Raw genomic sequence first — 20526 nt, forward strand, 5'->3', positions numbered from 1 at the left:
CACACAAAAAAGGTACAACCCCTTAATGGGAGTAGATTTAGGTGACGTTTCGTTTAACACTTGCATCAGATGATGTAGCGCGAAAATGATGAATGGATTCTTCAACTGGAGGAATGGAAGCCGGAGCTTCCGAGGGGCCGTTACCAAGCAGGTCAACTACGCTAATAGCTTCGTTGACCAAGGAGCTTGGGAACGAGTAAAAATAGTTATGATACTAGCAATTACTTGAGATTAGGAGATTGCGGGAATAGCGGGAACGATTATCTGAGGAGTACAGATGGACTGAAATCTCGTAATCTTATAGAAACCACCGAAAGTGGCTATCTCTATTCCCGATGTGCTTTTTGGGTAACCTGGTCTTCGAAGCCTTTGGCGTAGTTGACCTTTTTTCACATAAAAAAGGTACAACCCCTTAATGGGAGTAGATTTAGGTGACGTTTCGTTTAACACTTGCATCAGATGGTGTAGAGCGAAAATAATGATGAATGGATTCTTCAACTGGAGGAATGGAAGCCGGAGCTTCCGAGGGGCCGTTACCAAGCAGGAGCTTGGTAACGAGTAAAAGGGGCACAAGTGGACACTTGCGCCAGTTTGGAATAGAAGCCAGAACTTGGGAACGAGTAAAAATTCATGATCAGAAGATATTTCGAATCAGATTAAACTATTCTTTAGAAGTGAACTGGAATTTGCAGGTATAAACATGTAGTATCCTGAAAGCTATGATATTCATTCACCTTAGAAATTACCTTGCTGCTTCGTTGGGCTGATCCCTTCAGGGTACCCAACATCACGTATCTCGTTTTATTCATCACCATCTCGAACTTACGGTAAAATATTCAGTACCATAATACTAAGAATTTGCAAAGAGGATTCAGAGATTTAAAAAGGCTTATAAAACAAGCTGAATTTAAGAAGTACTTCTTTAACACCTCATGGATGATGAGTGAGAAAATAGTCACCATGGGGATCGGGTTGATCGTAAGTATTTTTGTAGCTCGTTATCTGGGCCCGGAAAATTTTGGAATTCTCTCTTACGCAGCTTCACTGACATCTCTTTTTGCCATTTCCACTCATCTGGGACTTCATGGATTAGCTATACGAGAAATCGTAAAGTATCCCGAGGATGACCACCAGGTCTTGGGCACTGTCTTCGGATTAAAAATGATTACAGCGATCATTGCAACGATTGCTTTTATCCTCTTTGCAATTTATACAACCAAACCGGGAAATGAAGAGTTTTGGGTCTTATGTTTGATGGCCGGAGTGATTTTATTCAAACCCTTCCAGGTATTTGACTTCTGGTTCCAGGCTAAAGTAAAAGCTAAATATTCCTCAATAGCGCGTGGAATCAACTCATTGGTGTTAGCCCTCGTAAAAATTGTACTCGTAGTGTTTAGCGCCACGTTATTAGCATTTGCTTTTACATATCTATTATCTGCAGTATTGATAGCACTATTGTTTCTTTTCTTTTATAAAAGTGAATCGAATACATCCCTCTTTGACTGGGATTTTAATTTGAGCAGGGCTAAGCATTTACTCAGCCAAGGGTGGATGATTATGGCAGGCTCTTTTTTTGCAATTTTATATTTAAAAGTCGACCAGGTCATGCTCCGATGGCTGGTGAATGCCGAAGAAGTAGGCGTCTATTCCGTAGCTGCTACCTTGTCTGAGGCATGGTATTTTATCCCGGGAATTATTGTGGCGTCACTCTTTCCAAAGCTTATTGAACTTCGTGATAAGAGTGAAGAAAAATTTAAACTTCGGTTACAGCATTTATTTGATATTTTATCTGTCCTTGCACTCTTCATCGCAATCTTTATTACCCTGATTGCTGATCCTGCGATTCACCTCCTCTATGGTTTGGAGTTTCAACAAGCTTCGGTTATTCTCTCAATACACATCTGGGCCGGTATTTTCATATTCATGAGAGCAGTGTTCAGTAAATGGATTCTAATAGAAGATGCTATTGCTTTCTCAATGTTGACTCACGGGGCCGGTGCCATAGCCAATGTAATACTGAATCTTATACTTATTCCCGGGTATGGGGGCGTAGGTGCGGCCGTTTCAACCCTTTTATCTTATGCTATGGCGTCTTACATCTCATTGTTATTTTACAAGAAAAGCAGGCCTCTGTTTTGGATGATGAGTAAATCTTTGGTGGCCCCAATTCGATACTCAATCAAATATTTTTGCATATGAAATCATTTTTGAGAAGAGTGCTAAACAAAATTGACAGAACGATTGTTCTTTTTGCATCAAAATCTAAAATTCTTTCAAATCTCTACTACAACTTTGTTTCCAAATCATTTATGAGAGAGCATCAAGCTGTACTTGCGGGCAAAGCTAAATATTTGAGTGAGTTAAAGAACTCCAAACTCAATTACTATATGCTGATCAGGAATACGCACAGAATTGAAAAAGGACTTTTAATGAAGCCAAGGAAAGATACGTTTGCGAAAGGATATATTGAGGAAACCCTCGATGGCTTTATAAATCTCGTTCACACAGATTCTGTTGATAAAAAATCCGGGCAAGTGAAATGGTTCTGTGATGTGTTGACTGAATATTTTCGAATACTCGCCGGAACGGATGACTATATCGACTCACTTCATGAAAAATTTAAGCATGCAAAATTGAATGGGGAGTTCAATTTTGGGAATTCTGAATCGGATTATATCCCCTACACCAGGGACATAGCTTCTGATGATCAATGCAGCTATGAACAATTCTTTGATTTATGCAAACAGAGAAGGTCGGTGCGTTGGTTTGAGAACAGAAAGGTACCGAGGGAATTGGTTGATAAAGCCATTCATGCTGCCGCGTACTCCCCCAGTGCATGCAATCGGCAGCCGTTCGAATATCGGGTCATCGATGATGATGCACTTCTGGAAAAGGTGGTGGAACTGCCCATGGGCTCAACCGGCTATGCCCATAATATTCCAATGATGATCGTCTGTGTGGGAAACCTGGATGCGTATTTTTCCGAACGGGACAGGCACCTGATCTATATAGACGGTTCATTAGCCAATATGTCTCTCATGTTTGCACTTGAAACGCTTGGGTTAAGCAGCTGCCCGATCAACTGGCCGGATATAGAGGAGAAAGAGGTAAAGATTGAGAAATTGCTCAAACTGAAACCATACCAGAGGCCCATCATGTGCCTGGCGGTTGGTTACCCGGACCGATCGGGAAAAGTTGCTTACTCATCTAAGAAAGATTTAGATATGCTGAGGAGATATAATTGATGAATATTGAGATTAAGGGAATTGGATTTACAAATAAAGGAGCCGAATTGATGCTCCATGCCATCCTGCAAAAGGTTCGAAGTGAATATCCCGATGCAACATTTGTTGTGAAACCGAATTATGGAGAGTCATATGATAAAAGAGCTGAATTAGGCATTTATCATAAATTGGATTACCAACACTACTCTCTTAATTCTGGAAAAATACTCGGGAAAATACTCCCAAAAGGGATGAGAAGATCCTATGGCCTGATACGGGAAGATGAAATTGATCTGCTGTTGGATGCTTCAGGTCTATCATACAGTGATACGATGGGAATCCAACCAACCAAAAGAGCAGCCAAGCAATTCAAACAAATGAAAAATAATGGCGCGAAGATTGTCTTGTTACCACAAGCTTTTGGTCCTTTTAAGAATCCCAAATTCAAGAAATATTTGCAAACATTGTACGATCATACTGACTTCATCTATGCCAGGGATGAACAATCCAAAGCGTTCTTTTCCGACAATATTAGCAGTAATGGAAAGATTCAAATAGCCCCTGACTTTACAAATCTACTCGAACCGATTGTACGTAAAGAATACGAGGAGCGAAAAGATGAAATTTGTGTCATTCCAAACTACCGAATGATTGATAAAACGGATCAGGAGGTAGGAAATAGATATGTTTCACTCATGGCAAAAATTATACAAGAGTTGATAAATCGAGATGAGAAAATATTCCTTTTAATACATGAAGATGGAAGAGACGTACATTTAGCGGAAGAAATCAAAAAGGTATCAGGACATGATTTGGATATATTAAATGAAGCAGACCCATTAAAGATTAAAGGTATTATTTCACAGACCAAAGGAGTCATCAGTTCAAGATTTCATGGAATTGTGAATGCTATGTCGCAAGGAGTCCCGGCATTGGCAACGGGTTGGCATCACAAGTACAAAATGTTATTTAGGGATTATGATTTTTTGGATGGATTGATATCTGTTGATATTTCTGATGATGAACTGAAGTATAAAATTGACAATATCTGTGATAAAAAGAAAAGAGATCAAGCATCTAAGAAGATAGCTACTTTTTCAAATGAATTTAAAGAGACTACGGAGAAGATGTGGGTTGAGATTTTTAAATTCATATGAGAAGACTCAAACATCTGTTGAATTGTAAAATCCGTACATGATTGAAATTTATTTTTAATGACGACAGAGAATCAAGAATTAGTAAGCGTTGTCCTTCCTACCTACAATCGTGTAAGTGTAGTAGATCGCGCTATAAAAAGTGTCTTTAGTCAGACATATAATAATTGGGAGTTACTCATTGTTGACGACGGTTCTACAGATGGAACTCAAATGTTCATCGAAAATAAATATGGAGATGACCAACGGATTCAATTTCTCAATCGCCCGTCAAATCGAGCAAAAGGGGCAAACGCTTGTAGGAATATTGGAATTGAACATGCAAGAGGTAGTTATATTGCATTTCTTGATTCTGATGATCGATGGACAAAAGAACATCTTACTATAAAGTTAAATTACCTAATAAATAATAAAGCTGATGCAGTATTCAGTGGATTTTATTATCAAAGAAATGATAGAATGATTCCAAGAAATATTAAAGAGTATAGAGGATGTAAAGAGATTGGAGGCTATATTTATGAAAAAAAAGAGGCAACAAGTACACCAACCATTGTTTGCAAAAGAATTCCTTGTCTGAATATTAAGTTTGATGAAGAACTTCAAAAACATCAAGATCGAGATTTTGTCATTCGATTTGATCAATTTTACAAAATAATGAGTGAACCATCACTCACGGTGCATGTTTTTACGGACAGTACTAATCGTATTAGTTTATCTATTAATCATGAATCGACTAATTATTTTCTTAAAAAGCATGCGACTAAACTCTCATCTGATGCATTGGGGAATTTCTACGTTTCAATTGCGAAAGCGACTATACTGAGAGAGGGTAAATCAGAAGACTACTACAAGTACAGGGAGCAAATCTTTTCTTTGGCGAAAAAAACATATTGGAAAAATCACATGCAAATTTTAGATATACCACTTTTAGGTCCAAGCGTCTTTAAAATGATTTATACTATCTTTCAACAAACCAGAAAAATTTATAGACAATTTAAGGCATTAATATAACGAAGAGAATTAGCTCCTTGTGGATATGTTCATTTTGAAGCTGCTTTTCTAATTACTAGATCTTCAATTTTTACTCTTCAAGACCGGTTTTTATCGAAAGGTTTTACCGTGAGAAGTAGTATGAGTGAATCCGGGTAATAAACATATTTTATCATCTATTCCAGAACCGAACTATTTCCGCCAATTCCATATGACTGACTAGTTTGTAATTTGGTTAACTCCCCATTGTCTACTCGCATATCTATCCCTAGCTTAAAACTTTAACTATAGATAGGATGAGGCTAGCTGGGTTTCCTTTCTATCGGTTTATCCGTTAAATTGTGTTAACTAATTTCTGTATAAGACCACTCAGCATCAGGTGTCCGAAGCGATGCACTCGAATTGGTAATAATATACAAATTCGAGTGGCTTCGCCGAGTTTTAAAATCTAAGGTTTGAGTTTCATTATATGTCAAACATTAAACCACAAACCATGCTCAGCAGAAATAAATTTCTGCAAGGAAATACCGATTAACAGCTCAACTTTTTTTATATTTAGAAAATTAATAACCATTTATCACTACAGACACTGCAAGTTTCAACAAAAATGATGTTAAAAAAGGCACTTTCTCTTTCTGCTCTCATCCTTTTATCTGTTTTTCTTATTCCCAAACAAACGAACGGCCAAAATATTAACGCATCCATGTTTCGCCTGGCGGAGGGGTTTGTTCGCATTGCCGAACCGGGCCAGCTTGCCGATACACTCAACGTATGGGGAGATGTAACAGCACCCGGGCGCTATATTGTGCCGCGAGGAACGACGGTCCATGAATTGATCTCTTATGCTCGAGGTGCAACAAGACAAAGAGGGGGGCAAGATCAAAACTTAGATTGGAACAAACTTCGGGTGGAGATAAATATCTCTTCCTACAATGGTGCACGACAGTCTGAAACAGTAGAAAACTTTACCTACAGGTATAATGAACCGTATCCTGCTGAATTGAGAAACTATGAACTGGATAATGATGATATTTTGAGTGTAGAGATGAAACGACGACCCAATTTCCTGGATTATCTGAGGGTGTTTTCTTCAATTGTCGGTGCAACAGCTACAACGATCATTGTGGTGGATCGCCTGGCGGAATGATAGTTGAGAAGCCATGGCACAGAACAACACAAAAGTCATTCCGGGCCCCTACCCACTCATCTTTTCCCCACGCAGTGAAATCTCCAATCGTTGATGAGTCGTGATTGGTATCAACGGTAGGAAGCCCTTGGCAAGTTCAGGGATGCTGAATTGATTTCAGCAAAACGTTATTACTGTTTTGTATCTAAACCACGAACCCTCACTACAGTCTTCCCGGGCTCCGACCTTGGGATCCCCACACAGTAGTTCAACGTCGGTCGGTATCAACGACATGGAGCCCATGGCACATTCGATGATTCTGTCCCGACACTGTGGGATATGTGTTCCTCCCCTAATCTCACTTGTTTCCATTTTTACTCCAAGGCCAGATGAATTAGAAAGCCTAAAAATGTTATTCGAACCTCCGCGGGATTAGCGGGTCCCGACCCTTCGGGATTCGTCACTTTTTCGCATTAAAAAAGTGAATACCCCATAGCGGAATTAAGTATAGGCGAATGTTAACGAGTACAGCCGTTATTCAAAGAAAATTAATATTGCTTCATTGTACTTTTGGACCGCCTGGGTAAACTCTGCGAATGCTCATATTGTGAGCGCGCAGAGCGATTTCTCCCGTGCTGAAAACAAACCCGGCCACTCCTCCACCCATCAAGGCCGAATGATTGGGATATTACATCATTGTAATACGAGCAATTAATTGAGATTAGGAAAATGCGGGAATAGCGGGTCCCGAGACTTCGGGATTTGGGTAACCTGGTCTTCGAAGCCTTTGGCGTAGTTGACCTTTTTTCACACAAAAAAGGTACAACCTCTATTCGTTGTTCAATTGAAAAAAAAACAAAGGGCAAAAAAAATCCAACCCAATTCTGCAACCCGACGGACATGAAAGGAATCCCAATCTCTTAGCACAGATAAACAAGCTGTAATATATTCTTACGTGCGTTGAATTGTGCGCGTAACTTATTAAATCTGGTAATTAGGGTTGAACACGGTTACAGTTTCGTCTATCTTTACGCCTAATTATTAGAGACTTTTAATTAATCATCAGCAGCAGAAATACAGGACCTCAGAAGCACCAGGGCAGGCTGACACCTATCAGCAGAAAAAATTGAATGGAGGCTGATACCGGCCTTTTATTGTATTCAACATGAACAAAGATTCACTGAGAAGTACCTCTTCCCAACATTCAGAAACTATGAAGGAACCCACTCGAAATTGGTACGCCTTCTACCTGAAACCCCGCCACGAAAAAAAAGCCTCCGCGCGACTGGAGGAACAATATGATTTTGAAATCTTTTGCCCGCTGAAAGAGGAGCGTGTGCGGTGGAGCGACCGCTGGAAAACGGTGACCAAACCGTACATCCCGGGATATCTTTTTGCTTGTGTGACGGAGAAGGAGCGCAGAATCGTTTTAGAAGACCGTTCCGTATTCCGAACGGTCTGCTGGAAGGGCCGGCCGGCGGTCATTCGCGAGGAAGAGATTGAAACGGTGAAACGAATTACCGGACACCCGGATGTGGAAGATATCCGGTTAGAACAGATCTCCCCCGGAGACCGTGTGAGTATCGATTCCGGCGAGTTCCGTGAACTGAACGGTATTGTTGTAAATGTAAAAGGCAATCGCGCATCCGTTCGGCTCGAATCGCTGCACAGCAATATGACATTTACGGTGAAGAGATCTGTTTTGAACCTGGTATCGTAACAGGCAGGTCCAAAGTCTAAAGTTTAAGGTCTAAGGTTGATTGTAAAAGAAACCTTGAACCTTAGACCTTAAACACTTGGTCACCGAAGCCTTATTGATCTACATTATTTTAAAGTAGGTGATGGCGTAGGAGACTTAAACCAAATGCTTTTGCTCAGCAATGGGACTGAGGATAGCGAAGCTGTATTTAGTGGAATTAAAACCTTAAACATTAGATCTGCAACCATAAACCATAAGTAATGAAAGGAATTATTCTCGCAGGTGGCTCAGGTACTCGCTTATACCCCGTTACCAAAGCCATTAGCAAACAGCTGATGCCGGTATACGACAAACCGATGATTTATTACCCGCTGTCGGTTTTGATGCTGGCTGGCATTCGCGAGATTTTGATTATTACCACACCTGAGGATAATGATAGTTTTAAGCAACTCTTAGGTGATGGCTCCGAATGGAGAATTGAACTCTCCTACGCCATACAGCCCAGTCCCGATGGACTTGCACAAGCTTTTCTAATTGGTGAGGAGTTTATTGGGAATGACAATGTATGCCTCATTTTGGGAGATAACATTTTCTATGGACAAGGATTCAGTCCAATTTTAAAACGTACTGTTGAAGAATTAGAAGGAGCCACGGTTTTCGGTTACCGTGTGAGTGATCCTGAACGGTTTGGAGTAGTAGAAGTGGATGATCTAAATCGGGCGATCTCCATAGAAGAAAAACCACAGAACCCGAAAAGTAATCTTGCAGTTACGGGGCTCTATTTTTATGATAACAGGGTGGTGGAAATTGCAAAAAATATTGAACCTTCCAACCGTGGGGAGTTGGAGATTACCTCGGTTAATCAAACGTATTTGAATTTAAACTCTCTCAAAGTAGAACCATTGGGACGTGGATTTGCCTGGCTGGATACTGGAACTCACGATGCAATGATTGAAGCTGCCCAGTTTGTGGAAATATTTGAAAAACGGCAGGGAATGAAAATTGCCTGCCTGGAAGAAATAGCCTGGAGAAACGGCTGGATAGATGCACAAACAGTTTTGAGAAAAGGAGAAGAATTGAATAAAAATGGATACGGTACATATCTTAAAAACTTAGTTAATTCATAGACTGTGGAAGCCGTAAAGAAAATTGAGTTGCCCAAAATTGAAGATCCGAGGGGAAATCTTACTTTTTTTGAAGATTGCAACCAGATACCATTTAAAATTGAACGTGTTTTTTGGACATATGACGTACCCGGTGGTGAGACTCGAGGTGGCCACGCATATTATAAGCAGAATGAATTTATTATTGCTTTGAGTGGCAGTTTTGACGTTGTAATAACATTGCCAAGTGGAGAGCAAGAAAGATACAATTTGAACCGATCATACTATGGTCTTTATGTTCCGGCAAAAACATGGAGGCATATTGAGAATTTTTCAACGAATACGCTTTCTCTTCATGCCTCTGATTCTGAGTTCAATGAAGCGGATTATATTCGTAGCTTTGATAAATATCTAAGGGTCTATGAAAAGTAGTACTGTTTACGATTGTACAATAAACAAGCTGCCGATTGTGCACAATGTGGCAGGGAATATCACTGCAATTAATAATAGTGATGGAAAATTACCCTTTGATATAAAACGGGTTTACTATTTATACGATATTCCAGGAGGTGAGGGAAGAGGAGCACATGCGCACAAGACTCTGAACCAATTAATTATTGCGGGTAGTGGTAGTTTTGACATTACTGTAGATGATGGACATACTCAACGAACCTTTCAGCTTTCGAGGCCATATTTTGGTCTTTATTTACCGTCCGGCATCTGGAGAGAACTAAATAATTTCTCCTCGGGTGCAATTTGTTTAGTCTTAGCTTCTGATGTATTTAAGACAAGTGATTACCTGAGAGATTACAGTAATTTTCAAAAGTATAAAAAGTTATGATTCATCCTACTGCTGATGTACAAAGTACTTCACTAGGTGATGGAACCAAGGTTTGGCAGTATTCAATAATTTTACCTGATGCCACAATAGGAAAAGAATGTAATATCAATTGTCATGTTTTTATAGAAAACGACGTTGTTGTTGGAAATTATGTGACCGTCAAGGCGGGAGTACAATTATGGGACGGTTTAAGAATAGGTGATAATGTTTTCATTGGACCCAATGTAACGTTTACAAACGACAAATTACCACGTTCAAAACAGAAATCAAGTAGTTTTCAGACTACAGTAATTGAATCATACGCTTCAATCGGGGGTGGTGCTGTAATCTTAGGTGGTAATATCATAGGATCTTATGCAATGGTAGGTGCGGGGGCTGTTGTAACCAAGGATGTACCAGAGCGAGCGTTGGTAATTGGTAATCCTGCGAGAATTATTGGTTGGGTAAATACTGATGGGAGTAAAATGGTAAAGAGAGATAATTTTTTTATTGATTCAAACGGAGCAAAATGGAAAGTAAATGAAAATCAATTAACAAAAGCGTAGTGAAAATACCTTTTCTGAGCCTTAAAGAAGTCAATCGACCTTATGAGGATGAGATACGAAAAGCGATAAATCGTGTTATTGATTCCGGTTGGTATTTGAAAGGGGAAGAGGTTGCTTCTTTTGAGCAGGAGTTTTCTGACTATATTGGAGTGAATCACACGATAGGTGTTGGAAATGGATTGGATGCTCTACGAATTATTTTGCGGTCTTATATGGAGATGGGGATTATGCAAGAAGGTGATGAAGTTATTGCTCCCGCGCATACCTTTATTGCCTCAATCCTGGCGATAACTGATAACCATTTGAAACCCGTATTGGTTGAGCCGGATATCAATACCTACAATATAGATCCAGATCTTATTGAAGAGAAAATCACCGATCGGACCAAAGCGATCATGATTGTGCATTTATACGGAAGTAATGCCTACACAGAAAAAATTGGCCAACTCTGTGAGAAGTATGATCTAAAATTAATTGAAGATGCAGCCCAGGCTCACGGTGCCTATTATAAAAGTAAGCGGATAGGCTCGTTAGGGGATGCAGCCGGATTCAGTTTTTATCCCGGGAAGAATCTGGGGGCCTTGGGAGATGCCGGGGCTATCTGCACGAATGATACGGAACTGGCAGAGATCTGCCGAGCTCTTGGGAACTACGGATCCGAAAAAAAATATGTGAATAGCTACAAAGGGCTGAACAGCCGGTTGGATGAAATACAGGCGTCAATACTACGAGTAAAACTTAAAGGCCTGGACAGCGACAACCAAAAAAGAAGAGAAGTTGCTAAGTATTACTTAAATAATATTCAGAATGAGCATTTGATTCTTCCAAAACTCTCAGCCTCAGCTTTAACTGCAAAAGAACATGTTTGGCATCTTTTTGTATTGAGAGCCAATAAAAGAGCTGACATAATGAATTATTTAAAAGAATCTGGTATTCAAACTTCTATTCATTATCCAATACCACCTCATCTTCAAATAGGATATTCTGAGCTTAATTATCTTTCACTTCCTTTGGCCGAAAAAATAAGTGAAGAGGTGTTTAGTATACCTATATGCCAATCAATTATTAAGCAAGAATACAGACAGGTAGCAGAATTGTTAAGTGAATATATGCCCTAAAAACAGACGTGATATGATGGATAGCAGATTAAGTTTTAGTTCTAATATCAAAAGAAGTATTAAAGGATTTTTAAAAAAAATCAATATGAGTTACCGGCAGTTAATGGGTTTTCAAAGCAACGTTAAAGATATTGGTGAAGTAACGCCACCATATTTTAAAAGGGGGTATATGAAGCGATCATTTTCTCAACAAGGAGAAGATCTTTCACTTGACAGAATATGGACAAGAGTATTTAAGCGTGATTTAAAATATCCTGGAAAATACGTAGATATTGGATCCTACCATCCTGTAGATCACAGTGTAACCTATTTGATGTACCTTAGAGGATGGAGTGGTTTAGTTGTCGATGCTTCTCCCAAAAGTTGTGAGCTACATAAAAAACAAAGACCACGAGATAAAGTAATTAATGCAGTAGTTGGCAGTTCTGATTTAGATAGTGTTGATTTTTATTTTCATAAATCTGGTAAATTATCCCTAATCAACACAAAATATCCGGATGATATTAACAACTATTCTAAAATCTCACTTCCTCAAAAAAATATTAATACTATTTTGGATGCATCGGGTATCAATGAAATTGATTTTTTAAATATAGACATTGAGGGGGCCGAGATGGAGGTTTTAGACTCATTAAATTTCCAGAAATACAAACCAAAAATAATAGCAGTAGAAATACACGGAAATGATATTCAAAAAGGGCTAAAATCGGATGTTTCTAACAAATTATTAGAGATGAATTATAAGTTAGTAGCAGTAAATGTTATAACTTATTTCTTTATTCAAATTTAATAAATAAAAATAACGCTCTGGGAATAATAAGTGTAGTAATGCAGACTAATGATTTAAAGAGAATTTGTTCAGTGATTAATAATAATTTAAAAAGTTGATGATAAAACGCATCATAGGAAAAATTATTCCAAAAAGAATAAAGCTATTTATTAATAAGAATAAATTTTTTGCAAAAATTGCTTATTTCAATTACCGTTACAGCAAGATTGCTCACCGCCTCAAAGAGAAAGAGAATATCAATGTAGCACTTCTGCTTCTGAATACAGATACCTGGAAGTATGATGACCTATACTGGGACCTTGAAGGAGACAACCGTTTTAACCCAATCGTTGTTATATGCCCGCTAACGGGAAAAGGCTCAAATTACTTAAAGGAAGATTTTGAACAATCCATTAAATTTTGTGGGAAAAAGAACTATCAGTTTTTGGAAGGGTATGATTTGGCAAATGGAAAAGTTATTGATATAAAAAAATCTTTTAAGCCTGACATTGTTTTTTATTCAAACCCTAATAATTTGACATTTCCTGAATTTAAGATGTCCCATTTCAAGGATTGTTTGAACTGTTATGTGCCCTACTCATTTAGGGTTGATACTCTATTTAAGTACACATATAAGAAGCCATTTGTAAATTTGACATGGCGAAATTACTACGAAACAAGAGTACACAAAGAGTTGGCAGAGACCCATGCACCCAATAAAGGGGTGAATATTAGAGTAGTAGGTTTCCCCAAGCTTGATGAAATAAAGAAAACAAAGAATAAAGCATGCATAACGGACGAAAAGGATAAAAAGACTATTATATGGGCTCCTCACTGGACGATCAAAGATCATCAAAATACCGGTCTAAATTGGTCCTGTTTTCTTCAATACCACGAAGTATTTTTAAATATTGCAAGAATATTCAAAGACCGGCTTCAAATCGTAATGAAACCACACCCGTTTTTATTTAATCTGCTTGAACAAGAAAACGTTTGGGGTAAAAAAAGAACTTATGATTATATAGAAAAATGGGAGAAGTCTTCAAATTTGAATATTGTTCATGGAGACTACATTGATCTTTTTTGTTCTTCAGATGCTTTAATGCATGACAGTGGATCTTTTCTGGCTGAATATTTAATTCTTGATAAGCCTGTAGCTTACACCGTAAGTGATGAGGATGATCTTGACACTCGGTTTAATGAATTCGGAGAGTTGGCTTTGAAGCAACATAAACTAATATATGAAGAAGAAGGGCTTTACAATTTTATTGAAAGTGTATTGAATGATAATGATACCAAGAAAAACACCCGAAAAGAATTTATTGAGCAGTATTTAAACATCAATCAAAAAACAGCTTCTGAAAATATTATAGCTGATTTAAAAAATAATTTATCATGAAGTTACTCGACTGTACCTTAAGAGATGGCGGTTATTACACAAATTGGGACTTTGATAGTGAGTTGGTAGATACATATATCCAATCGTTCAATCATCTGCCTGTAGACTACTTGGAGATCGGATACCGGTCCAACCCTCAACCAGATTATCTTGGGGAGTATTTCTACTGTCCGGTTTACGTAATGGATCGTTTAAAGGCAGAGAGTAAAAAAAAACTGGCAATTATTTTAAATGAAAAGGATGTGCGAGCAGAAGATGTGAATTCTCTGCTTGCACCCTGCAAATCCTTGATAGATCTGATACGTATAGCTGTTAAACCTGCAAATTTTGAACGGGCACTTGGTCTCAGTAAAGTAATCAAAAAAATGGGCTTTGAGGTTAGTTTTAATTTAATGTATATGTCTGACTGGGAGACCTTTCCAAAGCTATTTGGTCTAATGAAAGAGACGGAAGGAGTTGTTGATTATCTGTATCTTGTAGATTCTTACGGTGGAGTATACCCTGAAGACGTGAGGCTAACCATAAAGCGAGTCAGAGATAAAGCGGATACAAAATTAGGTTTTCATGGACATAATAATCTGGAAATGGCATTAGCTAATACTTTGGCGGCTATTGAAGAAGGTGTAAATATTGTAGATAGTACCGTAACGGGTATGGGAAGAGGAGCCGGAAATTTAAAAACTGAACTACTACTTACAGTATTGAATTCAAAAGGACTTATTGAGTTTAATTATAACTGGTTAAGTAAAGTGACAGATCCTTTTCAACAATTACAAAACAACTACGAATGGGGAACAAATTTACCTTATATGGTATCTGGTGCAAACTCCATTCCACAAAAAAAAGTAATGGGTTGGGTAACGAAACGATTTTATTCATTCAACAGTATTATTCGGGCACTATCAAATCAAAGCCAAGGAAGAAAAGATAATATAGAACTACCTGTGTTTGTGCCCAACAATAAATTTGATAAAGTAATTATAGTAGGTGGTGGACCAAGCGTAAAAAATCACAAAAAAGCAATCCATAACCTCATCAATAGAGAAAAAGACAATGTTTGTTTAATTTTTGCAAGCTCCAAAAATTCGCCACACTTCAAATCAAATGATTATCATCAGATACATGCATTGAGTGGCAATGAAGGTTATAGATTAGAAAATACATTTTCGGATTTAAATACTGAAAACAGAATAGCCGTTTTTCCTCCTTTTCCAAGAGAAATGGGAACGTACGTTCCTAAAAATTTCGAGAATAAATCTTATCAGCTTGAAGAGTTTTATGAAATGAAAATAAACAATGAATCGGCTACGGCACTTTGTATTGAAATTGCTTTGTTAATTAACCCAAAAGAAATTCAGTTTATTGGATATGATGGATATGATGGCATTGTTTCTGAGTATGAGATTGAACTATTCAATGAAAATAATATCATCTTTGAAAAACTTGATGAGTTAGATATCAATTTTTATTCAATCACACCGACTAAATATGATCAGTTACAAGTTAAATCTGTTTATTCTGAGTTATCATGAATGAGTCTGTATCTGTTTTTTTACCTGTACGAAAGGGGAGTAAGAGAATTGAAAAGAAAAACACAAAGCCCTTTTCAGGGTTTGATGGAGGCTTACTAGAGCTAAAATTAAAGCAATTGCTTAAAATTGAAAATATTGGAGAGATTGTACTATCCACAAACGATCCAGAAGCAATAAATGTCGCCAACAATCTGGGAATTAGAGATAAAACGATTATAGTTAAAAAAAGACCTGAATTTCTAGCAAAAGACAGTACAGATCTTAAAGACTTAGTCGCTTATGTACCAGAAGTTACGAACAGAGAGCATATACTATGGACGCATGTGACGTCTCCATTTGTAAGTTCTTCGACATATGAAAAGATCATCAAAAGTTATTTTGAGTCTATTTCTAACAACTACGACTCCTTGATGAGTGTGAATACGTTGCAAAACTTCATATGGGATAAAGAGGTAAATGATATCATCAACAGAGTTAATAACTTAAAATGGCCAAGAACCCAAGATTTGAAAACGTTATATGAAGTGAATAGTGCTGCTTTTATGGCTTCAATTAATATTTACTCTAAACACAAAGATAGAATTGGTAACAGACCTTATTTATTTGAATTAGGCAAGGTAGAAGCCATTGATATAGACTGGCACGAAGATTTTAAAATTGCTGAATTGATTTATGAAAATATTAGTTGAAATTAAGTAAGAAAAGATATTCTGGGATTTTAACGGCTTTATTCTGAACTCCAATCCCATACGTGACGAAGCATTTGAAAGAGTATTGTCTGATTACCCAATAGGGCAGGTTGAAGAATAGATTACATACTAGAAAAAAATGTAAGCTCATCTATAAATGCTAAATACTGGTACTTTTTGAATAGATTTGAAATGAGCAGATATCAGAGGAAGAGGTTAAAGAATTTGCAAATCGATTTTTATGAAATTATGATGGACAACATGGAGTATGAAGAATTATTAATACACGAGACGGTAGACTTCATTAAAAAGCATCTAAAAAAATATGACATGTATATTTTTTCAGGTTCAGATCAAACTGAATTACGAATGCTTTTCAGTGGATTAGGAATCGATGCATACTTTATTTCTATAAATGGCTCCCCAACCCCCAGAAAAGAACTGGTTAAATATCTCTCAAAGCACCATAATTATGATAATGATAAAGTTATACTCATTGGCGATTCCATAAACGATTATGATTCGGTTAAAGAGAACGATATTTCTTTTTTTGGCTACAATAATCGTGAAATTGAAAAACTAACGGATGAAAATTTGGTTGAGAATTTCCCGGATGTAAACGTTTTAAGCAGGAAGTAGCTTGACAGATTCATTAAAAGCAAAGGCTACTTCTGGTATTCTTTGGAATGGCCTTGAGAAATTTTCCGGGAAAATTGTACAGCTTATTGTGGGGATCATTCTGGCTCGTATTCTCCTGCCAGAAGATTTTGGGTTAATAGCCATGCTCTCCATCTTTATTGCAATATCACAGACGTTTGTAGATAGTGGTATGGGAAGCGGGCTGATTCAGAAACAAAAAAGAACGGATGTCGATTTTTCCACTGTATTTGTCTTTAACTTGGTGGTGAGTTTTTGTCTCTATGCAATATTATTTGTGACGGCTCCTTTGATTGCTGATTTTTACAATGAACCCCGATTAATAGATGTAACCAGAGTTTTATCGCTAAATATATTAATCAATGCGTTGGCAATTGTGCAGCGGAGCAGATTGCAAATAGATGTGGATTTTAAAAACCTTGCAAAAGTAAATGTAAGCGGGACAGTGATAAGTGGTGCAATCGCTATTTTAACAGCAAATTATGGGTACGGTGTTTGGGCACTTGTTATACAACAGCTTTTGTATACAATTGTTACCGTTACTATTCTATGGTCTTTAAAAAGCTGGAAGCCTTCGATTACATTTTCGAAAAAAAGTTTTAAAGAACTGTTTGGATTTGGTTCAAAATTGATGATTGCAAGCATTTATGCAAAAGCGTTCCAAAATATTTATGATATCACAATTGGCAAATACTATAGTGCAGATGAATTGGGATACTACAATCGTGCAAAAGCGCTATCAGATACTTCTTCAAGTACAATAGCAAGTATATTACAGCAAGTAACCTATCCTATATTAAGCTCTATTCAGGACGACAGAAGTCGCCTCATCTCGATTTATAAGCGAATGATTCGTATGGCAGCCTTTTTAATTGTGCCAAGTATGACTCTGTTAGCCCTTTTGGCGGACCCGTTGATCAAAGTTTTGTTAACTGAAAAATGGGCTGCTTCTGTTGTGCTTTTACAATGGCTGGCATTTGCAAAAATTACATACCCCATAAGTGTGATCAATATGAATATACTAAACGCAATTGGACGATCAGATCTTTTTTTAAAAGTGGACCTTTCAAAAGCTCCTGTAATATTGATTATATTATTGATAACCATTCCAATTAGTGTAAAAGCGATGGTTATTGGATATCTTATAAGTTCAGTTATTGCATTTTTTATAAATGCGTATATACCTGGAAGACTTTTTGGTTACGGTGCTATGGACCAATTAAAAGATATGCTTCCTTATTTTTTCGCTACGATTGGTATGGCCATAAGTGTAACGGCCGTACTTTATCTGTTTGATAATTATTACATGCAAATTGGGACAGGTGGTGGAGTAGCTATTATAAGTTATTTGCTGTTTTCATCGCTGTTGAAAGTGAATGAATTATCAGAGTTCAGAGAACTTGTATTTCAAAGCAGAAAAAAATGAGAGTTAAAGAACCCTTAGTTTCAATAGTTTTATTAAGCTATAATCAAGAGGAATATATAATTGAAGCATTAAATTCTGCGTTAAATCAAAATTATGAAAATATACAATTAGTAATATCTGATGATTGCTCGACAGATAATACTTTTAATTTGATTAAAAAAAGATTATCAAATAATAAAAAAAATCATAAAATAATTTTGAATAGAAATGAGGCAAATCTGGGAATTGCCTCAAATGTTAATAAGGCACTCAGTTATGCGGAAGGTGAAATTGCAGTTTTTTTTTCAGGTGATGATATCTCAAAATTTAATCGTGTTAAGGAGTCAATAGAATATTTTAATGAAAACCCCAAAACATATTCAGTTTTCACTTATGGAGTTAATATCGATGAGAACGGTCGGAAAGTGTCAAAATGTGAATACCAGATAAAGTCAAATAATCTTGATATAATTGACCGGGTAAAAATGTTTTCAGTCTCATTGCCAGGATATTGTCATGCTATGAGAATTGAGTCATATTCAAAATTTGGACCACTTGAAGAGTCAACCATAAATGAGGATGAAGCTTTTTGTTTCAGGTCATTGACTTTAGGTGAGGTTGGCATTATTCCCAAATATTTAGTCAAAAGAAGAATTCATAGCTCAAATCTTTATGCTTCAAAACAATCAATAGATTTTATCTCATATAAGGAGTTGAATGCAAAGAGAGCTGAATATGCCATTAATTTAACATACCAGTACCAAAAAGATTTAATAAAATTTCGTAATTGTAAATTAATTACAGAAGGTGAGTTATCTGCTTGCTTAACCATACTAGAAAGGAAGTACAATTATTATAGCAATTTGAATATTTATTATTCAGGGGGGTATTTTGAAGCATGTTTTGCAGCAATAAGACTTGTTAGAATTGAGAAGAGACTTATATCAAAAATTAGACGAATACTCAGTCTTATTCCATATTTTGATAATCTTTACTACAACTACATTTATCTAAATAAATAATATCAGACCTAGATCTAACTTCATCGAAAGGAAAATATAGAATTAATACATATTATGATTAGAGTTTTAGTCATTGATAATAGCGATTATTTATCAGGAGCTGAGAGAAGTTTAATGACTCTAACAAACGGTGAAGATGCAGAGGAAAGATTTGATATTTTATTTGAATGTAAAAAAAAGCATCAGAATTATTTTTCCTTTCATCAGGGTATGTATTTCTATAGATACAAAAAGAATAATTCCATTATTAATTTTCTAAAAAAAAATAAAAGGTACCGTTTTTTTAGAGGGCTGAATAACCTACTTAATGCATATTATTTGTTCAGGTTTGCTATATCGAAAAAATATGATGTTATACATTTTAATATGTATCGCTCAAATCAAATTTTTGATATAATCGTTTGTAAATTGTTGAAAATGAGGGTTGTAGCACATGTTAGGACACCAGCACATCTCATGAAAATTCCAAAATTCTCTAGAATATTAGTTGATAAATTCATTTGTGTGTCTGAGTATGTTAAAAATAGTTTCAGCTTAAAATCTAAAGCTAAAGTCATTTACAATGCAGTTGATTTTCAAGAGTCAATATCCCAGAATATTAAAAGCGGTAATACAAGTACTCATTCAAAAGAGAATGAGTCTTTTATAGTTACTTCAATTGGATTATTAGAGGAACGTAAAGCTCATGATATTGCTATAAAGGCTTTTGAACTAATCAAGAAAGAAAGTAGCAGCAAAAAAATTTTATTGCAGATTGTTGGTGATGATCCTTCAAAAGACAATCATGTACTTAAAAAATTAAATGGACTTATAGAAAAACTAGATTTAGAAAATTGGGTAAAAATACTTCCTTTTACTAAAGATATTGACCAAATATACAAAAATTCAGATTTGATTCTTTCGATATCATCAGATGGTGAAGCCTTTGGTAGAATTCCGATTGAAGCAGCAGAATACTCAAAACCAACCATTGCAACAAATGTTGGGGCTTATCAAGAGACTATCAAACATCTAGAAACTGGTGTTTTAATTAAACCAAATGATTATGTTGATTTGAAAAATAAAATCTTAATGCTACAAAGAAATACAACTCTATATAATAAATTGGCACTAAATGCTAACAAATTAGTCGCAAATAAATTTTCAGGAAAATTACATAGAGAACAAGTATATGAGTTGTATTCAGAACTGGCATCTAAGTAATATTTTAATAATAAGATTTGATTTTTTTCAATAACATTATTGATGTAATG

The 20526-nt window shown here is 36.5% G+C and carries 20 protein-coding genes; all 20 read left to right on the forward strand.

What is annotated here, in order from left to right:
- Positions 1 to 485: 485 nt before the first annotated feature.
- The 20 genes from L6773_RS19430 (at position 486) to L6773_RS19530 (ending at position 20476) form a co-directional block, all read left to right on the forward strand.
- A complete protein-coding gene (locus L6773_RS19430; RefSeq protein ID WP_237856247.1) occupies positions 486 to 698 on the forward strand; it encodes a hypothetical protein in 213 nt (70 codons plus the stop codon).
- 160 nt (positions 699 to 858) lie between these two features.
- Positions 859 to 2199, forward strand: a complete 1341-nt coding sequence (locus L6773_RS19435; RefSeq protein ID WP_439653435.1) for a flippase — start codon at positions 859 to 861, stop codon at positions 2197 to 2199.
- Positions 2196 to 3245 carry a nitroreductase family protein gene (locus L6773_RS19440; RefSeq protein WP_237856251.1) on the forward strand — a complete coding sequence of 350 codons (1050 nt, stop codon included), beginning with the start codon at positions 2196 to 2198 and terminating at the stop codon, positions 3243 to 3245. Before L6773_RS19435 ends, L6773_RS19440 begins: the two co-directional genes overlap by 4 nt.
- Positions 3245 to 4381 (forward strand): polysaccharide pyruvyl transferase family protein, encoded by a 1137-nt coding sequence (locus L6773_RS19445; protein ID WP_237856252.1) that lies wholly within the window; start codon positions 3245 to 3247, stop codon positions 4379 to 4381. Before L6773_RS19440 ends, L6773_RS19445 begins: the two co-directional genes overlap by 1 nt.
- 57 nt (positions 4382 to 4438) lie before the next feature.
- Positions 4439 to 5389 (forward strand): glycosyltransferase family 2 protein, encoded by a 951-nt coding sequence (locus L6773_RS19450; protein ID WP_237856253.1) that lies wholly within the window; start codon positions 4439 to 4441, stop codon positions 5387 to 5389.
- Positions 5390 to 5975: 586 nt separating this feature from the next.
- On the forward strand, positions 5976 to 6515 hold the full coding sequence (locus tag L6773_RS19455; protein ID WP_237856254.1) for a hypothetical protein: 540 nt from the start codon (positions 5976 to 5978) through the stop codon (positions 6513 to 6515).
- A 1144-nt stretch (positions 6516 to 7659) separates the two neighbouring features.
- Positions 7660 to 8214 carry a UpxY family transcription antiterminator gene (locus L6773_RS19460; protein ID WP_237856255.1) on the forward strand — a complete coding sequence of 185 codons (555 nt, stop codon included), beginning with the start codon at positions 7660 to 7662 and terminating at the stop codon, positions 8212 to 8214.
- 239 nt (positions 8215 to 8453) lie between these two features.
- Positions 8454 to 9320: a glucose-1-phosphate thymidylyltransferase RfbA gene (gene rfbA / locus L6773_RS19465; RefSeq protein ID WP_237856256.1), complete on the forward strand. Its 867-nt coding sequence runs from the start codon at positions 8454 to 8456 to the stop codon at positions 9318 to 9320.
- A 3-nt stretch (positions 9321 to 9323) separates the two neighbouring features.
- Positions 9324 to 9728, forward strand: a complete 405-nt coding sequence (locus L6773_RS19470) for a sugar 3,4-ketoisomerase (RefSeq protein ID WP_237856258.1) — start codon at positions 9324 to 9326, stop codon at positions 9726 to 9728.
- Positions 9718 to 10137, forward strand: a complete 420-nt coding sequence (locus tag L6773_RS19475) for a sugar 3,4-ketoisomerase (RefSeq protein ID WP_237856259.1) — start codon at positions 9718 to 9720, stop codon at positions 10135 to 10137. Before L6773_RS19470 ends, L6773_RS19475 begins: the two co-directional genes overlap by 11 nt.
- A complete protein-coding gene (locus L6773_RS21605; RefSeq protein WP_304622117.1) occupies positions 10134 to 10682 on the forward strand; it encodes an acyltransferase in 549 nt (182 codons plus the stop codon). The genes L6773_RS19475 and L6773_RS21605 overlap by 4 nt, the downstream gene beginning before the upstream one ends.
- Entirely contained in the window at positions 10682 to 11800 is a 1119-nt protein-coding gene (locus L6773_RS19490; RefSeq protein ID WP_237856260.1) for a DegT/DnrJ/EryC1/StrS family aminotransferase, read from the forward strand. The genes L6773_RS21605 and L6773_RS19490 overlap by 1 nt, the downstream gene beginning before the upstream one ends.
- A 13-nt stretch (positions 11801 to 11813) precedes the next feature.
- The gene (locus L6773_RS19495; protein WP_237856261.1) at positions 11814 to 12590 is read left to right on the forward strand and encodes an FkbM family methyltransferase; all 777 of its coding nucleotides are present in this window, start codon (positions 11814 to 11816) and stop codon (positions 12588 to 12590) included.
- A gap of 97 nt (positions 12591 to 12687) precedes the next feature.
- Positions 12688 to 13968: a CDP-glycerol glycerophosphotransferase family protein gene (locus L6773_RS19500; RefSeq protein ID WP_237856262.1), complete on the forward strand. Its 1281-nt coding sequence runs from the start codon at positions 12688 to 12690 to the stop codon at positions 13966 to 13968.
- Positions 13965 to 15500, forward strand: a complete 1536-nt coding sequence (locus L6773_RS19505) for a hydroxymethylglutaryl-CoA lyase-like TIM-barrel protein (protein WP_237856263.1) — start codon at positions 13965 to 13967, stop codon at positions 15498 to 15500. Before L6773_RS19500 ends, L6773_RS19505 begins: the two co-directional genes overlap by 4 nt.
- Entirely contained in the window at positions 15497 to 16189 is a 693-nt protein-coding gene (locus tag L6773_RS19510; RefSeq protein WP_237856264.1) for an acylneuraminate cytidylyltransferase family protein, read from the forward strand. The genes L6773_RS19505 and L6773_RS19510 overlap by 4 nt, the downstream gene beginning before the upstream one ends.
- 126 nt (positions 16190 to 16315) lie before the next feature.
- The gene (locus L6773_RS19515) at positions 16316 to 16828 is read left to right on the forward strand and encodes an HAD family hydrolase (protein WP_369431602.1); all 513 of its coding nucleotides are present in this window, start codon (positions 16316 to 16318) and stop codon (positions 16826 to 16828) included.
- Position 16829: 1 nt separating this feature from the next.
- Positions 16830 to 18272, forward strand: a complete 1443-nt coding sequence (locus L6773_RS19520; RefSeq protein ID WP_237856267.1) for a lipopolysaccharide biosynthesis protein — start codon at positions 16830 to 16832, stop codon at positions 18270 to 18272.
- The gene (locus L6773_RS19525) at positions 18269 to 19273 is read left to right on the forward strand and encodes a glycosyltransferase (protein ID WP_237856268.1); all 1005 of its coding nucleotides are present in this window, start codon (positions 18269 to 18271) and stop codon (positions 19271 to 19273) included. Before L6773_RS19520 ends, L6773_RS19525 begins: the two co-directional genes overlap by 4 nt.
- 54 nt (positions 19274 to 19327) lie before the next feature.
- Complete coding sequence (locus tag L6773_RS19530) at positions 19328 to 20476, forward strand: glycosyltransferase family 4 protein (RefSeq protein WP_237856269.1); 1149 nt, start codon at positions 19328 to 19330, stop codon at positions 20474 to 20476.
- Positions 20477 to 20526 lie beyond the last annotated feature (50 nt).

Origin of the sequence: Rhodohalobacter sulfatireducens, from assembly GCF_022012475.1 — a bacterium.
Taxonomy (GTDB): Bacteria; Bacteroidota; Rhodothermia; order Balneolales; family Balneolaceae; genus Rhodohalobacter; species Rhodohalobacter sulfatireducens.

Excerpts from the sequence above, each read along its gene's own strand:
- L6773_RS19460 (WP_237856255.1), top strand. The coding sequence starts at position 7,660 with ATGAACAAAGATTCACTGAGAAGTACCTCTTCCCAACATTCAGAAACT.
- L6773_RS19510 (WP_237856264.1), top strand. The coding sequence starts at position 15,497 with ATGAATGAGTCTGTATCTGTTTTTTTACCTGTACGAAAGGGGAGTAAG.
- L6773_RS19445 (WP_237856252.1), top strand. The coding sequence starts at position 3,245 with ATGAATATTGAGATTAAGGGAATTGGATTTACAAATAAAGGAGCCGAA.
- rfbA (WP_237856256.1), top strand. The coding sequence starts at position 8,454 with ATGAAAGGAATTATTCTCGCAGGTGGCTCAGGTACTCGCTTATACCCC.
- L6773_RS19450 (WP_237856253.1), top strand. The coding sequence starts at position 4,439 with ATGACGACAGAGAATCAAGAATTAGTAAGCGTTGTCCTTCCTACCTAC.
- L6773_RS19505 (WP_237856263.1), top strand. The coding sequence starts at position 13,965 with ATGAAGTTACTCGACTGTACCTTAAGAGATGGCGGTTATTACACAAAT.
- L6773_RS19430 (WP_237856247.1), top strand. The coding sequence starts at position 486 with ATGGATTCTTCAACTGGAGGAATGGAAGCCGGAGCTTCCGAGGGGCCG.
- L6773_RS19440 (WP_237856251.1), top strand. The coding sequence starts at position 2,196 with ATGAAATCATTTTTGAGAAGAGTGCTAAACAAAATTGACAGAACGATT.
- L6773_RS21605 (WP_304622117.1), top strand. The coding sequence starts at position 10,134 with ATGATTCATCCTACTGCTGATGTACAAAGTACTTCACTAGGTGATGGA.
- L6773_RS19530 (WP_237856269.1), top strand. The coding sequence starts at position 19,328 with ATGATTAGAGTTTTAGTCATTGATAATAGCGATTATTTATCAGGAGCT.
- L6773_RS19455 (WP_237856254.1), top strand. The coding sequence starts at position 5,976 with ATGATGTTAAAAAAGGCACTTTCTCTTTCTGCTCTCATCCTTTTATCT.
- L6773_RS19475 (WP_237856259.1), top strand. The coding sequence starts at position 9,718 with ATGAAAAGTAGTACTGTTTACGATTGTACAATAAACAAGCTGCCGATT.
- L6773_RS19500 (WP_237856262.1), top strand. The coding sequence starts at position 12,688 with ATGATAAAACGCATCATAGGAAAAATTATTCCAAAAAGAATAAAGCTA.
- L6773_RS19495 (WP_237856261.1), top strand. The coding sequence starts at position 11,814 with ATGATGGATAGCAGATTAAGTTTTAGTTCTAATATCAAAAGAAGTATT.
- L6773_RS19525 (WP_237856268.1), top strand. The coding sequence starts at position 18,269 with ATGAGAGTTAAAGAACCCTTAGTTTCAATAGTTTTATTAAGCTATAAT.